Origin of the sequence: Pseudomonas sp. SWRI81 (assembly GCF_014268545.1) — a bacterium.
GTDB lineage: Bacteria > Pseudomonadota > Gammaproteobacteria > Pseudomonadales > Pseudomonadaceae > Aquipseudomonas > Aquipseudomonas hamedanensis.
This window is the reverse complement of the sequence record NZ_JABWQS010000019.1, coordinates 30,511-46,605: the sequence shown is the minus strand read 5'-3', so window position 1 is coordinate 46,605 and position 16,095 is coordinate 30,511. Positions and strand designations below refer to the sequence as shown.

General features: G+C 58.7%; 10 protein-coding genes. 6 read left to right on the top strand and 4 right to left on the bottom strand.

Annotation, left to right across the window (positions count from 1 at the left end):
• The 4 genes from HU765_RS14145 to HU765_RS14130 all read right to left on the bottom strand — a co-directional run bounded on the left by HU765_RS14145 (window position 1) and on the right by HU765_RS14130 (window position 8,088).
• Window positions 1-4,668: an RHS repeat-associated core domain-containing protein gene (locus HU765_RS14145; protein WP_186621240.1), complete on the bottom strand. Its 4,668-nt coding sequence runs from the start codon at window positions 4,666-4,668 to the stop codon at window positions 1-3.
• The gene (locus HU765_RS14140) at window positions 4,668-5,405 is read right to left on the bottom strand and encodes a DUF4123 domain-containing protein (RefSeq protein WP_186621238.1); all 738 of its coding nucleotides are present in this window, start codon (window positions 5,403-5,405) and stop codon (window positions 4,668-4,670) included. The genes HU765_RS14145 and HU765_RS14140 overlap by 1 nt, the downstream gene beginning before the upstream one ends.
• Window positions 5,395-7,437, bottom strand: a complete 2,043-nt coding sequence (gene tssI / locus HU765_RS14135) for a type VI secretion system tip protein TssI/VgrG (RefSeq protein WP_186621236.1) — start codon at window positions 7,435-7,437, stop codon at window positions 5,395-5,397. The genes HU765_RS14140 and tssI overlap by 11 nt, the downstream gene beginning before the upstream one ends.
• Window positions 7,438-7,572: 135 nt before the next feature.
• Window positions 7,573-8,088: an Hcp family type VI secretion system effector gene (locus tag HU765_RS14130; protein ID WP_007949952.1), complete on the bottom strand. Its 516-nt coding sequence runs from the start codon at window positions 8,086-8,088 to the stop codon at window positions 7,573-7,575.
• 617 nt (window positions 8,089-8,705) lie between these two features.
• Between HU765_RS14130 and HU765_RS14125 the strand changes: the two genes are divergently transcribed.
• Genes HU765_RS14125 through HU765_RS14100 form a run of 6 tightly spaced genes read left to right on the top strand, consistent with a single transcriptional unit; the run spans window position 8,706 to window position 16,086 of the window.
• Entirely contained in the window at window positions 8,706-10,328 is a 1,623-nt protein-coding gene (locus HU765_RS14125) for a methyl-accepting chemotaxis protein (RefSeq protein WP_186621234.1), read from the top strand.
• Window positions 10,328-10,864, top strand: a complete 537-nt coding sequence (locus HU765_RS14120) for a chemotaxis protein CheW (RefSeq protein ID WP_186621232.1) — start codon at window positions 10,328-10,330, stop codon at window positions 10,862-10,864. The genes HU765_RS14125 and HU765_RS14120 overlap by 1 nt, the downstream gene beginning before the upstream one ends.
• Window positions 10,861-12,132 (top strand): CheR family methyltransferase, encoded by a 1,272-nt coding sequence (locus HU765_RS14115; RefSeq protein ID WP_186621230.1) that lies wholly within the window; start codon window positions 10,861-10,863, stop codon window positions 12,130-12,132. Before HU765_RS14120 ends, HU765_RS14115 begins: the two co-directional genes overlap by 4 nt.
• On the top strand, window positions 12,129-12,812 hold the full coding sequence (locus HU765_RS14110) for a chemotaxis protein CheW (protein WP_186621228.1): 684 nt from the start codon (window positions 12,129-12,131) through the stop codon (window positions 12,810-12,812). The genes HU765_RS14115 and HU765_RS14110 overlap by 4 nt, the downstream gene beginning before the upstream one ends.
• Window positions 12,809-15,079, top strand: coding sequence for a hybrid sensor histidine kinase/response regulator (locus tag HU765_RS14105; RefSeq protein ID WP_186621226.1), 2,271 nt, complete (start codon window positions 12,809-12,811; stop codon window positions 15,077-15,079). The genes HU765_RS14110 and HU765_RS14105 overlap by 4 nt, the downstream gene beginning before the upstream one ends.
• Window positions 15,076-16,086: a chemotaxis response regulator protein-glutamate methylesterase gene (locus HU765_RS14100; RefSeq protein WP_186621224.1), complete on the top strand. Its 1,011-nt coding sequence runs from the start codon at window positions 15,076-15,078 to the stop codon at window positions 16,084-16,086. Before HU765_RS14105 ends, HU765_RS14100 begins: the two co-directional genes overlap by 4 nt.
• Window positions 16,087-16,095: the final 9 nt, after the last annotated feature.

The window sequence follows — 16,095 nt, the reverse complement described above, 5'->3', positions numbered from 1 at the left end:
TTATGGTTCCTTGTTGAAGTGCGTAACTTCGTTGTATTCGCTTTGTGTTCTTCCTGCTTGTTTTCCGTTTGGAAGGGTTTTGTTACTGGGAACAATTCCTTCCAGGTTTAAATATTTGCGCTTTCCGGGTAAGGAGGGGTCATAAATTCTGAAATAGTTTCCGTTCATGTCTTCAACCACTTCTAACCCGTTCTGAGGGTTTTTGTATATTCTTTTGCCTTTGTCCGTGGTGCTAACGATTGGATTGCCTCCAGCGAATTTTTCAACGGCACTGTTTAAATTTGCTTTAGGCCAATTCGCAGAATATAGAGCCGCTCGGGCAGCTCCCCCTGTTTCGGGCGCTTTTTGGTCGCCTTCATCTACTTTTGGTTTTGTAGCGGAATCATCAGCACCGATGCCAGGCGTACAATTTTCGCCTCCAGGACAAGTATTCAACCCTAGTGGGTCCACCCACCCCGTAGGGTTAGGCACGTACTGGTAGCTGTTCAACCCGCCCGAAAGCTTGATCGGATCCGGCGTCAAGAACCGTCCAGTTCCCGGATTGTAATAGCGGTGGCGGTTGTAATGTAACCCCGTTTCGGCGTCGAAATACTGACCTTGAAAGCGCAACGGGTTATCGATTTCGCTGACATCCAGCGCTGCGAGGTTGCCGTAGGCGCGGTACTTCGCCGACCACATGATCTCGCCGCTGTAGTCGGTCAGTTCCTGAGGCGTGCCGAGGTGGTCAAGTTGGTAGTAGAACGGGGCCGCTTTTAGCGGGCCTTCGCCGTCTAGCATCGCCAACGGACGGAAGGTGCCCGGCTCGTAGACATAGCTGCGGTAGCGGTTTTCGCCGCTTTCTGCGATCAGTCTTTCGCCTTGCCACAGAAACTCAGTCGTCTGACCGTCTACGGTTTTCTCGATGCGGCGGCCGAAGGCGTCGTATTTGTAGGTTGCGGTGCTGCCGCCGGGCAGGCTGACCCCGATCAAGCGGTGCTGGCAGTCGTAGCGGTATTCGGTGACGAGCTTCTGGCCGGTGCCGCGACGTTCGCGGACCAGGTTGCCGTAGGCGTCGTAGTCGTAGTGGCGGTCGCCTTGCATCAGCAGGCGGTTGCCTTTGACGTTGGCGAGGTTGGCGGTGCCTTCGTTGTTCTGGCCAAGCAGGTTGCCGGCCGGGTCGTGGGCGAAGCTTTCGGGCATGGCGCCACGCACGCTGATCAAACGATCAAGCGGATCGTAGTGGTAGCTGCGGTTGCCTTTGCGGCTGTCGTTGATGCCGGCGAGGTTGCCGTTGGCATCGTAGTTGTAGCGGCGCTGGAAAAAGTGTTTGTCTCGTTGGCTGATACTGTGGGCCTGCAGACGGCCCTGTTCATCATATTGGTATTGGCTGAGCAGCAGACCTTGCTGGCGTTGCTGCTCACGCCCGGCGCTGAACTGGTGAGAGGTCAGGCGGGAGCCGTTAAGGTCGATGCTGCTCAGTTGACCGCCAGGCTGGTGCCGGTAATCGAGTTTGCTGCCGTCAGGGAGGCGACAGTGCTTGAGCTGGCCAACGCTATCGTATTCGTAGCGCAGGGTGCCCCAACCTTGGTGTTCCTCGATGAGTCGGTCTTGTAGATCGTATTTATAGGCGAGCGGCCAGTGACCGTCGTCGACGTTGACCAAGCGACCGAGTGCGTCGTAGCTGTAGTGAATTTTTTCCCCATCGGGCAGCGTTTTTACTAGCAAACGGCTGGCGGCATCGCGCTGGTATTCGGTAACCAGTTCGCTACTGTCATCGCCAAATTCGGTTTTTTTCAGCAGTTGGCCGTTGAGGTCGTACTCGTACGCGGTGCGACGACCGTCGAAGCCGGTTTCTTGTTGGATCAGGCCGTTGGCGTAGTAATCGAGGTGGTAATGCTCACCGCGTTCGTTTTCGATTTCAGTGAGCAAGAGGCGCGAGTTGTCGTAGCGGTAACGTAGTTGGCTGCCGTCGGGGTTGATACGGCGGCTGACGAGGTGCAGGTTGTCGGCATATTCGTAGCGGGTGATACGGCCGAGTTCGTCGCGTTCGGCGGTTACACGGCCATACGGGTTGTAGGTAAAAGCGCGGGTGGCGCCGCCGGGCAAAGTGACCTGAACCAGGCGACCGACCGCGTCCCATTGATATTGTGTGATCGCGCCAGTTTCATCCTGACGAATGGTTTGCCGCCCAAGTGCATCGTAGCGGTACTTTCGTTTGCCACCGTCTGGCAGTTGCTCCTCTAACAATTCGCCGAGGTTGTTCCAAATTAATTTATGGCGGCTGCCATCTGACTGCCGAATTTCCAGCAGGCGACCATGGCTGTCGTAGGAGTAATGTGTGGAGTTCCCATGAGGATCAATTTGTTGAGTGATATCCCCTTGTTTATTTCGAGTATATTTCCAGATCGAATCGCCGCGACGAACCTCAGACAGAAAACCAAAGGAGTAATCGAAGAGAGTGGGTGTATCCTCAGGAGGAATGAGCGCTTCCATTCGACCCGCGTCATTGTATTGGTATTCGGTGACTGCACCCAATGGGTTTTTTTCGGAGATTAATCGACCTTTGTCGTCATAAATGTTGATGTATTCAGCACCATCTGGCTCGATTTTACTTATGAGTCTTGCCTGATCATCATGAGTGTAGGTCTCCTCACTTCCGTCAACATTAGTGACGATAACGCTTCCGTTGTCATCCCAAGAATAGCGGGCATCTATCTGAGTAAAATTTGCCCAGTGATGAACGCATCGAGAGGATTTACCTTCTTTCTCCCATTCCCAAAAGAAGCTTGCCCCACCTGCAAGTTGTCGCTTCTGAATCACATTCAGATGGTCATAGCTATAAAGCTCACTCTCACCTGCGGCATTTTTAGCTTCTATAAGCCGATTGCGCTCGTCGTACTTGTAGGTAGCAAGGGTTTGAATGGTAATCCAAGCGTCTTCCAGATTGTCTGCAGGAGTGAATTGTTGAATGTCCACAGACACGATATGTTGTCGGTCATATCTTAATAGCAGGCCTCGTCCTGCTCCGTTATCTACCCGTTTGATTCTTCCGTGAATATCTCTACCAATATGCAGTCGATTGTTATATCGGTCAGTTATTGCGATAAGGGTTGCGCCCTTATTGTCGTATTTAAAGTGATAGAACAGCGGGCGCTCGCCAGCTTGGGTGAGAATGAGTTCAGAGGGATCATCACCTAAAAAAATGGCGGCTTTAGCTAGGCTGTTGGTAATAGCTGGCCGTTGACTGCCAGGAAGCGGAAAGTGAGTAATGCGGTTTTCATGATCAGTCCAGACAATCCCATCATGATTAACCTGGAGTCTTTGCGCCAAAGCATGACTCCATCCGTAGCCGAGCCCACAATCCACCTCTACTGAGCTTGTACGGTATAGACGGGTCCATTCGAATGGAAGAATTCCGGTTAACTGCCCGTCAGTAAGAGTCAGTAGCTCTTCTCCGGTAACCATTGATACCGGGCATCCGTTTACACAAGTCTCCTTGGTGCATGCGACAGTTTTGTCGTCATGGTTCGTCGATTGTTTTGATTTGTCGTCAACGTGTTCAGTACTCGCTACCTTCGCATGGTCTTGTCGATCCCAACCAAGTCTCACCTTGCCTTTGGCGAACGTTCCAGCAGCAGCTCTCGTAGCAAGTTTTTTGTAACCCTCGATTGCTTCCATAAATTTTTTGAGGATGCTGAATATTGATCTTACAAAACCAGAAACAGCGTCGATGACTTTGCTGCCGTAATTGATAAGACGAACACCCAGATATGCAATCCCTGAGCCCTCCGCTGCGAAAGTTAAAACTATTGCCAAGAGTATATCGATCAGGACAGTTACTATAGCGCCGGACAGCTGCTCTGCTGTTTTTCCGGAAATCAAGCTCGGAGGAAGCTGTGCTAACCAGATTCCCGACGCCTTGAGGACAAGGAATAGGGCGGCTTGGTCGCTCGCTAACAACATCAGTTTTTCCATTGCAGCTGGTGTGTCTTTGGCCAGTTTGAGCAGATCTTTCGCACTGTCTCCTAATTCTTCCGCGAAATTTTTGGGATCTTTTAATATCTCGAATATACGTTTGATTCCGTCAAACGCTGACTTTATTGCCTCCCAGCTTCCGATGATCATTCCCTTCTGCTGGGCAATGTAAGAGGAAGCAAACGTTTCCTCTGGCCATAATGGTCTGTATTTATTCCATTCGGAATTCAGCCAGCTGTTCAGGTGCCCACTTAGACCTTCATAAGAGCTAAATAATTCGTTCAGCTGATTTTTCGTGACTGAACTTTGTACGCGGACGTAGTATTTCTTCCCCGGTATACCCTTGTAAACGCCTTTGCCTTCAGCATCGAGCGTGATTGAGGTTGACGATCCACCTTCCTTTGGAGTGACTTCTACCGTTATGTTGCCTACGGGAATGTCATTTACGGAAATAAATTTACTTTCAATTAACAGTCTTCCGTCTTTAGGACACTGTGCGACCGTGGACTCAAATTCATTATCTTTCACGCTGACGGTAGCATTCGCGCTTCCAAGCTTTATGGTTCTGCTCAAACCAAAAAAAGCTGGTTTATCGAAGAATTGAGGTCCTGCGTCTAGCCATTCGGCATATTTGCTTTCGGTCATTTTGCGATAGTCTTTCAAACTATCAGGGAAGGCAGCGAGTTGTGTGTCAACAAAGGCAACGCGATCCATCAGCCTTGCTCCAGAATCAGGTGGTTTATCAGTGCTTCTTTAAGATTTTGCGGCGCATCCGGGCGGCGCACGAAGCGGGTGATTTTCAGCTTCAGATTGTTCTCGGGCCACGCGTTGTAGAGGTCCGGGCGGTCTTCTTCCAGCCACTGCATCAGGTTGCTGACCAGCGTTGCCGGATTGTCCTTGCTCAACCTCTCCAACAACCCCTTCGGCACCTCCCACCACGGCCAGTCCCTGACCTTCGGCACCACCCGCGTGCCCACTTCCAGCGAGCATCCGTTAATCAAATACCGCTCAAACACCGGCAACAATTCCCCAGCCTTTTCCCCCAAACCCTGCAGAATCGGATAGACATGCCGTCCATCCCAAAACCGAAAAAACACCTCGGTCCCATCCGGCATTTTCACCTGGGTCAGGCTGCGCAGATGTTCGAACACTTCGTTCGGCTCTGAGCGCGACACGGCCAGCCAGCCCCAGTCGAGGGCGTCGGTTTCGGCGATCCAGGGCAGGAAGGCAGAGTTGGCTTTGAGTTCTGCGACGTAAGGCATCACCGGTTGCCAGGTGGCGTAGGGCGTGCCGCCCCAGATCGGGATGAGCTGGGCGGTGGGTTCGGTGAGGTACAGGTTTTTCAAGGCGTCGCTATCACTCGCCGCGCTGATGACCAGATACAAACGCTCGCCACTTTGCAGCGGCTGTTGTGCCAGCCAGTCCTTGGGGGTGATTCGTTCAGATGGCACAGGCACCTGCCTTGCATTTTTCGCATTCTTCGCAGAACGGCGCGTTGCGTTTGAGGGTGTTGATCTGCGCCGGGGTCAGGACTTGGCCAGCCTTGTCCGCATCAGCCTGTTTCAACACGCCCGGCATCAACGGCGCCGCACCGGTGCCGCTGCCAGGGCTACCGCCGGAGTTCATGTTGATCACCGGCCCGCTCATCGTCACGCCGCCGGCATCGATCTTGATAAAGCTGCCGCCGCCCACCAGCGTCAGTTCCGCCCCGGCTTCCATCACCACTTTCATGCCGCTGCTGAGGTGGATTTCCTGGCCGGCGTCGATGAACTGGCCGGTGCCGATCTTGATGTGCTGGTTGACGCCCACGGTGAGGTGGTCGTTGGCGCGGGTTTCGACTTTGCGGTCGGCGTAGACGGTGTGGTGTTCTTCGGCTTTGAATTCCGTGTAGCTGTTCTTTTCCACGGTGTCGTGGCGTTCGTTGCCGACGCGGATTTTCTGGTCGTGCTCGATGTTTTCGTCCCAGTCGCGCTGGGCGTGCAGGTAGATCTGTTCCTGACCTTTTTTGTCTTCGATGCGCAGTTCGTTGTAGCCACCACCGCCCATGGAACTCAGGGTCTTGAAGGTGCTGCGGGTTTTGTTCGCCGGCAGTGCGTACGGGACGGTGTTTTCCTTGTGGTACAGGCAGCCGCTGATCAAGGGCTGATCGGGGTCGCCTTCGAGGAAGGTGACCAGCACTTCCATGCCGATGCGCGGGATGGCGATGCCGCCGTATTGGGCGCCGGCCCAGGCGCTGGAGACGCGCAGCCAGCAACTGGTTTTGTCGTCGGCCTGACCTTCACGGTCCCAGTGGAACTGGACTTTGACGCGGCCATATTCGTCGCAGTGGATTTCTTCGCCTTTCGGGCCGGTGACCACGGCGCTCTGGCTACCGAGGATGCGCGGTTTCGGGTGGCGCAGCGGCGGGCGGTTCGGCACGTCCCATGGCGTGGCCTGAAAGCGGTTGCGGTAGCCCTGGTGGAAATCGTCTTTCAGCGCGGTGGTGTCGCTGGTGACGGACTCTTCAAGCACCTGCGGTTGCTTGCCTTCGTGTAGCACTTCGGTGAGCAGCCAGAGGTCGTTCCATTTGGCCTTTGGGTGCTCGGTCAGGGCGAGGAAGTGGCCGCTGACCAGTAATGGCTGATCGCTCTTGCCTTCGGCGAGCTGGAAGTCGCTGCGGTGGCGTTCGAGGGCGCGTTTGGCCAGGTGTTTGCCGCGCTCGCGGTCGATGAAGCGGCCCGGGTAGTCGTAGTCTTCGAGGTCGGGCAGGGCGTCGCCACGGTTTTCGCTTTCCAGGGTCAGGCGCGGTTTTTCGAAATCGTAGTCGCGGCGGGTGGTGCGGCTGGTGCGGGTTTCCAGGCGCAGGTCGAAGCGCTTGATCACCGGGTTGTTGGCGACCATGCCGGAGTCTTGCTGATAGGCCACGGGCGCGAGTTTCGGGAACACCGTCTGGTCATCGCCGAACAGCAGTTTGTGGCCAGTTGTGGTGTGCTGGAAGTGGTAGTGAATGCCTTCTTCTTCGCACAGGCGCTGGATGAAATGCAGGTCCGACTCGTCGTATTGCACGCAGTAGAGGCGCTCGGGGTAGATCGAGCCGGTCTTGAATTCGTAGGCATTGCTTTGAATGCCGTGCTCTTCGAGGACCATGCCGATGATTTTCGGTACCGTGAGGTTCTGGAAGATGCGCTGGTTGATACGGTGCGCGAGGTACGACAGTTGCGGGCGCAGCGTCACCGAATAACGGGTCAGGCGCTTGCCCGAATCGCCTTGCGCGGCGCGGTAAATCTGGCCATGAATGCCGCTGCCGTCGGGCGACAGCTGCAGAAAGGCCGGTTTGTGCAGCAGGGTTTCGAGGTCCAGCGACGGCTGCTCACTGACCAGCTCCACCTCAAACACAAAAGGCTGGCTGATGGCTTCCCGGCCTTGCAGGGTAAACACCTGAAAGTCGGCAGAAAGCCCTTCGATGGTCAGGGCAAAGTGGGTTTCATTGGCCGGCGCGAACATCCCTTGTTCCTCGTGCTGTACAGCGGCGCTCGTCGACGGCCGCAAAAAAAGCGGCTCAACGTACGCGAAATTCTGGAGGGGCGTAAACAACATCGACCAGCAGAGCTGGCCGATGCGTGTAACGGTCAGCCGTAATTAAACGACTGGAGCACGCCAGTCATCGGAACCCGAAGTACCGGATACTTCGTGGGTCCAGGTGATTTTGCGGTAGGTGAACTGCACTTCTTCCAGGTGGGTGAAGTGCGCGTTGCCTGGATCCTGGCAGTTGTGCATTTTGTTGTTGATGGCGACGATGATCGCGTCTTCCAGTTTGGTGGTGTAGTAGTGCTCTTGGGTGCCTTGCGCCGAAGTGCGGTACCACTGGATAACGATCTCGCTCATGCGCTCGCCGGAAGTCAGTGCGGCTTGCAGCAGTGGCGAAGCCTTGTCGTAGACCTTGGTGATCACGACTGGCTTGTGTACGCGCTGACCGGTTGGCTGACCGGATTGCGGGTCACGCGGGATGATCACGTCGTGGGTGAACGCCTGAACCATGACCTGGTCTTCGTGACCTTCCTGGTAGGTGTTGCCAACGGAGTCGGCGGTGAAGGCGCCGGCAGTGATCAGGCCTTGTTTTTCGCCGGTAACCGACATGTACGCTGGTGTTGCCATGGGGTGCTCTCCTTGCGGAATAAAGTTAAGGGCCCGGAGGCGAAATCGCCCGGTGGGTGGCTGAGGGGTATCAAGACGCGTGCCAGGTTTGGTGAAGTGCCCGGCGGGTGGGGGCTTGAGGGCAGTGAGCTACCAAATGGCGGGTTTTTCGGCGTGATAATCAAGAGAAAGTGCGCAAGAAGTTGCGCAGTACTGCGCAACTTCTTGCGCACTTGGCTACAGGCCTTGCCCCATAAGGGCTACAGCGCAATTGACACCCGAAATATTACGACCTACTGCGCAACTTCTTGCGCAGTTGGGCATTGGCCGGGACCGAGGTGTTTGCTTCGCGAGCAGGCTCGCTCCCACAGGGGGTGTGTGGGTTGCCCGAAAGCCCGGGTCCACCGCAAAACCTGTGGGAGTGAGCCTGCTCGCGAAGGCGTCCGTGCAGGCAAATCGTTGGCGGCTGATAAAAGGCTATCGCGAGCAGGCTCACTCCTACAGGGGATTTTTGGTATGCCCCGAATTCGAGTTTCATCCGCGAAACCTGTGGGAGTCGCCAGTTAGAAAGCGTCTTATAAATGAAACAGCGCGCTCGGCTATACTCCCCGCATTTCGATCAGGTACGAGGATTCACTGTGAAGAACTGGACGTTGCGCCAACGCATTTTGGCGAGCTTTGCGGTGATTATCGCCATCATGTTGCTGATGGTGGTGCTGTCCTATTCGCGGCTGTTGAAGATTGAAGCCAGCGAAAACAGCGTGCGTGACGATGCGATTCCCGGTGTCTATTACAGCTCGATGATCCGTGGCGCGTGGGTCGACAGCTACCTGCAGACCCAGGAACTGCTGGGCCTCAAGGAAGGCCAGGGCATTTCCAGCGAGGATGCGGCGGACTACAAGGCCTTCGAGGCGCGCCTGCAAGATCAGATGGCCAATTACCGCAAGACCATGGCCACTGACGAGGACCGTTCCGAGTTCGCCCTGTTCGAGAAATACCATGACACTTACATTCAGATTCAGGACGCTGTGCTGGACTTGCACCGTCGCAATCTGGAAGCCGATGCCATCAAGCTGTTTAACGAAAAACTGACCCCGGCGTGGTACAGCGGGCGAATGAAGCTCAACGACATCATTGGCGAGAACAAAGTTGTCGCCGATAACGCCATGGCCAATATCGACGATGCCGTAGCGGCAGCCAAAGTCAGCATGATCGTCTCTTTGCTGGTCGCCGTCCTGGTTGCCGGTCTGTGCGGCCTGCTGCTGATGCGCGCCATCATGGCGCCGATGAACCGTATCGTGACAATCCTCGACATCATGCGCACCGGCGACCTCAGCTCGCGCTTGAACCTCGACCGCAAGGACGAATTCGGCGCGGTGGAAACCGGCTTCAACGACATGATGACCGAGCTGACGTCGCTGGTGTCCCAGGCGCAGCGCTCGTCGGTGCAGGTGACAACCTCGGTCACCGAGATCGCCGCGACTTCCAAGCAACAGCAAGCCACCGCCACCGAAACCGCGGCCACCACCACCGAGATCGGCGCAACGTCTCGGGAAATCGCCGCCACCTCGCGGGATCTGGTGCGCACCATGACTGAAGTGTCCACCGCCGCTGATCAGGCTTCGGTGCTCGCCGGCTCCGGTCAGCAGGGCCTGGCGCGCATGGAAGACACCATGCATTCGGTGATGGGCGCGGCGGATCTGGTCAACGCCAAATTGGCAATCCTCAACGAGAAGGCCGGCAACATCAATCAGGTGGTGGTGACGATCGTCAAAGTCGCCGACCAGACCAATTTGCTGTCGCTCAATGCGGCGATCGAAGCCGAGAAGGCCGGCGAGTACGGCCGCGGTTTTGCCGTGGTTGCCACCGAAGTGCGGCGTCTGGCCGATCAGACCGCCGTCGCCACTTACGACATCGAACAGATGGTCCGCGAAATCCAGTCGGCGGTATCGGCTGGGGTGATGGGCATGGACAAGTTTTCTGAAGAAGTGCGTAGGGGCATGTCCGAGGTGCAGCAGGTCGGCGAACAACTGTCGCAGATCATCCATCAGGTGCAGGCGCTGGCGCCGCGGGTGTTGATGGTCAACGAAGGCATGCAGGCACAGGCCACCGGCGCCGAGCAGATCAACCATGCGCTGGTGCAGTTGGGCGATGCCAGCAGCCAGACTGTCGAATCGTTGCGTCAGGCCAGTTTCGCCATCGATGAACTGAGCCAGGTGGCCGTCGGGCTGCGCAGCGGCGTCTCGCGATTCAAAGTCTGATGAGCGACATCATCGCCAAACGCGGCGTCGCGCCAGTGGCGAAGCAGGTGTTGTTCCTGCTGTTTCGCATCGGCAGCGAACGCTATGCCCTGCGCGCCACCGAAGTGGCGGAAGTATTGCCGCGCCTGCCATTGAAACCGATCGCCCGGGCGCCGCAGTGGGTGGCAGGCGTGTTCGCCTATCGCGGCGCGGTGGTGCCGGTGATCGACCTCAGCGCGCTGACCTTTGGCCAACCTGCCGAGGCGCGTACCAGCACCCGGCTGGTGCTGGTGCATTATCGTCCGAACACCACGCAATCGGCGCAATGGCTGGGGCTGATCCTGGAACAGGCCACCGATACCCTGCGCTGTCATCCCGAGGATTTTCAGCCCTACGGCCTCGACAACCGCGAGGCGCCTTACCTCGGTCCGGTGCGCGAGGACGCGCACGGACTGGTGCAGTGGGTGCGGGTCAGTGACTTGCTTGATGAATCGGTGCGCGCCTTGCTCTTCCCCGATCCGCCGCTGGCCCCGGCGCAGCTTGAGGCGCAGTCATGAGCAGCGATCAACGCTTTTTCGATTTCCTCAAGGAGCGCATCGGCCTTGATGTCGCTTCGGTGGGCGCGGCGATCATCGAGCGTGCCGTGCGCCAACGCACAACGCTGTCGCAAGCGGCGCACGCCGATGAGTATTGGTATTTGCTGCAAGGCTCGCGGGATGAACAGCAGGCGCTGATCGAAGCGGTCATCGTCCCCGAGACCTGGTTTTTCCGTTACCCGGAGTCCTTCGCCACCTTGGGAAAACTGGCCCGCCAACGTCTCGCCGAATTGAACAACATGCGCGCGTTGCGCATCCTCAGCCTGCCGTGCTCGACCGGCGAAGAACCTTATTCAATCGCCATGGCCTTGCTCGATGCCGGGCTCAAGCCGCATCAGTTCAAGGTCGACGGCATGGACATCAGCCCGTTGTCGGTGGATAAGGCCCGCCGCGCTGTTTACGGCAAAAACTCGTTTCGCGGGCAGGATTTGCAGTTTCGCGAGCGGCATTTCATGCCGGAGCAGGACGGCCACCGGGTCAACGAATACGTTCGCGAACAAGTGCGCTGGCAGGTCGGCAATGTCCTCGATCCGACGCTGTTGGCGAACGAGCCAGCCTTCGATTTCGTGTTCTGCCGCAACCTGCTGATCTATTTCGACCAGCCGACGCAGAAGCAAGTGTTCGAAGTGCTTAAGCGCCTGACCCATGTCGACGGCGTGCTGTTTATCGGCCCGGCCGAGGGCAGCCTGCTCGGGCGCCTGGGCATGCGCTCAATCGGCATTCCACAGTCGTTCGCCTTCAGCCGTCACAGCGAGCCGCACCCCGAACCGCTGCCGACGCCCAAGCCGGTTGCCGTGCCGCACAGCCAACCACTGCGCAGCACGCCGCCAGCGCCAGTGCGCAACCGGCCGTTCACCGCAGTGACCGCTTTGCCTGTGACGAAAAAAACCGCCAACCCGGACGCCGCAACGTTGCTGGCCCAGATCGCCGCACTGGCCAACGAAGGCAAAAGCGCTGAGGCCCGTGCCGCGTGCGAGCAGTATCTGCGCAGCCATGAGCCGGTGGCACAGGTATTTTACTGGCTCGGCCTGCTCAGCGATGTCTCCGGTCTGAGCCTCGAAGCGCAGGGGTTCTATCGCAAGGCTTTGTACCTCGAACCGCAACACCCCGAAGCGCTGATGCACCTGGCCGCGTTGATGCAGGCCCAGGGCGACACGGCGGGTGCCCGACGATTGCAGGAGCGCGCCGCCCGCAGCGGGCGCACCGCCGACAGTGAGCGTAAACGATGAACGCGTCCGACACCTTGAACGTTACCCACGAAGACGCCCGGGCCATCGACGATTGCTGGAACCGCATCGGCATCCATGGCGACAAGTCTTGCCCGTTGCTGGAAGAGCACATCCATTGCCGCAACTGCTCGGTGTATTCCGCCGCCGCCACGCGCCTGCTCGACCGTTATTCATTGCAGCAGGACCAACGCGATGCGGTGGCCACCCAAGTCGAAACCAACGTCAAAACCCGCTCGCTGTTGATGTTCCGCCTCGGCGAAGAGTGGCTCGGACTGGCCACGCGCAGCCTTGTCGAAGTCGCGCCGCTACAGGCGATTCATTCGCTGCCGCATCAGCGCTCGCGCGCTTTGCTTGGCGTGGCCAATGTGCGTGGCGCGCTGGTTGCCTGCCTGTCGCTGGTGGAATTGCTTGACCTCGACGGCAGCGTTGCGCCGGCCAGCGGCGGGCGTGTGATGCCGCGCATGCTGATTATCGCCGCCCATGGCGGGCCGGTGGTGGTGCCGGTGGATGAGGTCGACGGTATTCATGCCATCGACGAACGCATTCTCGATGCCGCGTCGGAATGCGGCGCGCAGGCCAGTGCCAAATACACCCGTGGTGTTCTGCAATATCGCGGTCGCAGTCTGCGCTGGCTGGATGAGGAACAGCTGTTGTCCGCCGTGACCCGGAGCCTGACATGACCCCCGAGCAAATGCGCGACGCCTCTCTGCTCGAACTGTTCAGCCTCGAAGCTGAGGCCCAGACCCAGGTGCTCAGCGCCGGGTTGCTGGCGCTGGAGCGCAATCCGACCCAGGCCGATCAACTGGAATCGTGCATGCGCGCGGCGCACTCGCTCAAGGGCGCGGCGCGAATCGTCGGTATCGACAGCGGCGTCAGCGTCGCGCATGTCATGGAAGATTGTCTGGTCAGTGCGCAGGAAGGTCGTTTATTGCTGCGTCCCGAGCACATCGACGCGTTGCTGCAAGGCACCGACCTGCTGATGCGTATCGCCACGCCGGCCAGCGCGCCGCAGCCATCAGACATCGAAGCCTATGTGGCGCTGATGGGGCGCTTGCTCGATCCGTCTGCGACAGCCGTTGTCGTTGCCGCGCAGCCGCTGGCTGAGTTGCCAATCGAACCAGCGCCAATAGCGTCAGCGCCCATGGTTGACGAGCCCACCGAGCCGGCACCGCGCAAAAGCAAGCGCACCACCGAAGGCGGCGAGCGCGTGTTGCGCGTCACCGCTGAACGCCTGAATAGCCTGCTCGATTTGTCGAGCAAATCGCTGGTGGAAACCCAGCGGCTGAAACCGCATCTGGCGACCATGCAGCGTCTCAAACGCATGCAGAACAACGGCCTGCGCGCCCTGGAAAACCTCAACGTACATTTGAAGGAACATGCGCTGAGCCTGGAAGCGCTCGAGTCGCTGGAGGATGCGCGGCGCTTGCTCGCCGAGTCGCAGCAATTGCTCAGCGAGAAGAACGCCGAACTCGACGAGTTCGCCTGGCAGGCCAGCCAGCGCGCGCAAGTGCTCTACGACACCGCGCTGGCCTGCCGCATGCGCCCGTTCGCCGACGTGTTGAGCGGGCAGGCGCGCATGGTGCGCGACTTGGGTCGCAGCCTCGGCAAACAGGTGCGCCTGGAGATCGAGGGCGAGAAAACCCAGGTTGACCGCGACGTGCTGGAAAAGCTCGAAGCGCCGCTGACCCATTTGCTGCGCAACGCCGTCGATCACGGCATCGAAACCCCGGAGCAGCGTGTGCTCAAGGGCAAACCGGAGGAGGGGGTGATCCGCCTGCGCGCCTCCCATCAGGCCGGTCTGCTGATGCTGGAATTGAGCGATGACGGCCATGGCGTGGATCTGGAAAAAGTCCGCCGCAGCATCGTCGAACGGCAGTTGTCCCCCGCTGAAACTGCTGCGCAATTGAGTGAAGAGGAGCTGCTGACGTTCCTGTTTCTGCCGGGATTCAGCCTGCGCGACAAAGTCACTGAAGTCTCCGGGCGTGGCGTCGGCCTTGATGCCGTTCAGCACATGGTCCGCCAGTTGCGCGGGGCGGTGGTGCTGGAGCAGACGGCGGGCGAGGGCAGTCGTTTCCATCTGGAAGTACCTCTGACGCTGTCGGTGGTGCGCAGTCTGGTGGTAGAAGTCGGCGAAGAGGCCTATGCCTTTCCGCTGGCGCACATTGAACGCATGTGCGATCTGCTGCCCGAAGACATCGTGCAAGTAGAAGGCCGCCAGCATTTCTGGCACGAAGGCCGGCATGTCGGGCTGGTTGCCGCCAGCCAGTTGCTTAATCGCCCGGCCAGTCAGAACGCCGGCGATACCCTGAAAGTCGTGGTCATCCGCGAGCGCGAGGCGATTTATGGCGTGGCGGTCGAGCGCTTCGTCGGCGAGCGCACGCTGGTGGTGTTGCCGCTGGACGAGCGTCTGGGCAAGGTTCAGGACATCTCCGCCGGTGCCCTCCTTGATGACGGTTCGGTGGTGCTGATCGTCGACGTCGAGGACATGCTGCGTTCGGTGGACAAGTTGCTCAATACCGGCCGCCTGGAACGCATTGCCCGCCATGGCAACCAGGCCGCGGAGGCTGCACGCAAGCGGGTGCTGGTGGTCGACGACTCGCTGACCGTGCGCGAACTGCAACGCAAGCTGCTGCTCAATCGCGGCTACGACGTCGCGGTCGCGGTGGACGGCATGGACGGCTGGAACGCGCTGCGTTCGGAAAACTTTGATCTGCTGATCACTGACATCGACATGCCGCGCATGGACGGCATCGAACTGGTCACGCTGTTGCGCCGCGACAGCCGTCTGCAATCGCTGCCGGTGATGGTCGTGTCTTATAAGGATCGTGAAGAAGACCGGCGCCGTGGACTGGACGCCGGCGCCGACTATTATCTAGCCAAAGCCAGTTTTCATGACGACGCCCTGCTCGATGCAGTGGTCGAGCTCATCGGGGGAGCGCGGGCATGAGGATCGCAATCGTCAACGACATGCCAATGGCGGTGGAGGCCCTGCGTCGAGCGCTGGCCTTCGAGCCTTCGCATCAGGTGGTCTGGGTCGCGAGCAACGGCGCCGAGGCGGTGCAACGCTGCGCCGAATACACGCCGGACCTGATTCTGATGGACCTGATCATGCCGATCATGGATGGCGTTGAAGCCACGCGCCGGATCATGGCCGACACGCCGTGCGCGATCGTCATCGTCACGGTCGACCGCCAGCAGAACGTGCACAGGGTGTTCGAAGCCATGGGCCACGGCGCCCTGGACGTGGTCGACACCCCGGCTCTGGGCGCCGGCAACGCTCAGGAAGCTGCGGCGCCGCTACTGCGCAAAATCCTCAATATCGGCTGGCTGATCGGCGAGAAACCGCCGCGATCGCGCCCGGCACCGCCCGCTCAACGCAGTTCGGCTTCACGCCAGCGGTTGGTCGCCATCGGTTCGTCCGCCGGTGGACCGGCTGCGCTCGAAGTGCTGCTCAAAGGCCTGCCAAACAATTTCTCGGCGGCGATTGTGCTGGTGCAGCATGTCGATCAGGTGTTCGCCGCCGGCATGGCCGAATGGCTGGCCAGTGCCAGTGGCCTGGATGTGCGCCTGGCCCGCGAAGGCGAGCCGCCGCAAAGCGGTGCGGTGCTGCTGGCCGGAACCAATCACCATATTCGTTTATTGAAAAACGGCACGCTGGCCTACACCGCCGAGCCAGTCAACGAGATTTATCGCCCTTCCATCGACGTGTTTTTCGAGAGTGTCGCCAGTTACTGGAATGGCGACGCGGTCGGCGTTTTGTTGACCGGAATGGGGCGCGATGGCGCCCAAGGGCTTAAGCTTATGCGTCAGCAGGGCTATTTGACCATTGCGCAGGACCAGCACAGCAGTGCGGTGTACGGCATGCCGAAGGCTGCCGCGGCGATTGATGCCGCGGTGGAGATCCGCCCTCTGGAAAAGATAGCGCCACGATTGCTCGAGATTTTCCCTCAATGAACAGGCTTA

Excerpts from the sequence above, each read along its gene's own strand:
- HU765_RS14145 (WP_186621240.1), bottom strand. The coding sequence starts at position 4,668 with ATGGATCGCGTTGCCTTTGTTGACACACAACTCGCTGCCTTCCCTGAT.
- tssI (WP_186621236.1), bottom strand. The coding sequence starts at position 7,437 with ATGTTCGCGCCGGCCAATGAAACCCACTTTGCCCTGACCATCGAAGGG.
- HU765_RS14130 (WP_007949952.1), bottom strand. The coding sequence starts at position 8,088 with ATGGCAACACCAGCGTACATGTCGGTTACCGGCGAAAAACAAGGCCTG.
- HU765_RS14120 (WP_186621232.1), top strand. The coding sequence starts at position 10,328 with ATGAGCGACATCATCGCCAAACGCGGCGTCGCGCCAGTGGCGAAGCAG.
- HU765_RS14115 (WP_186621230.1), top strand. The coding sequence starts at position 10,861 with ATGAGCAGCGATCAACGCTTTTTCGATTTCCTCAAGGAGCGCATCGGC.
- HU765_RS14110 (WP_186621228.1), top strand. The coding sequence starts at position 12,129 with ATGAACGCGTCCGACACCTTGAACGTTACCCACGAAGACGCCCGGGCC.
- HU765_RS14105 (WP_186621226.1), top strand. The coding sequence starts at position 12,809 with ATGACCCCCGAGCAAATGCGCGACGCCTCTCTGCTCGAACTGTTCAGC.
- HU765_RS14100 (WP_186621224.1), top strand. The coding sequence starts at position 15,076 with ATGAGGATCGCAATCGTCAACGACATGCCAATGGCGGTGGAGGCCCTG.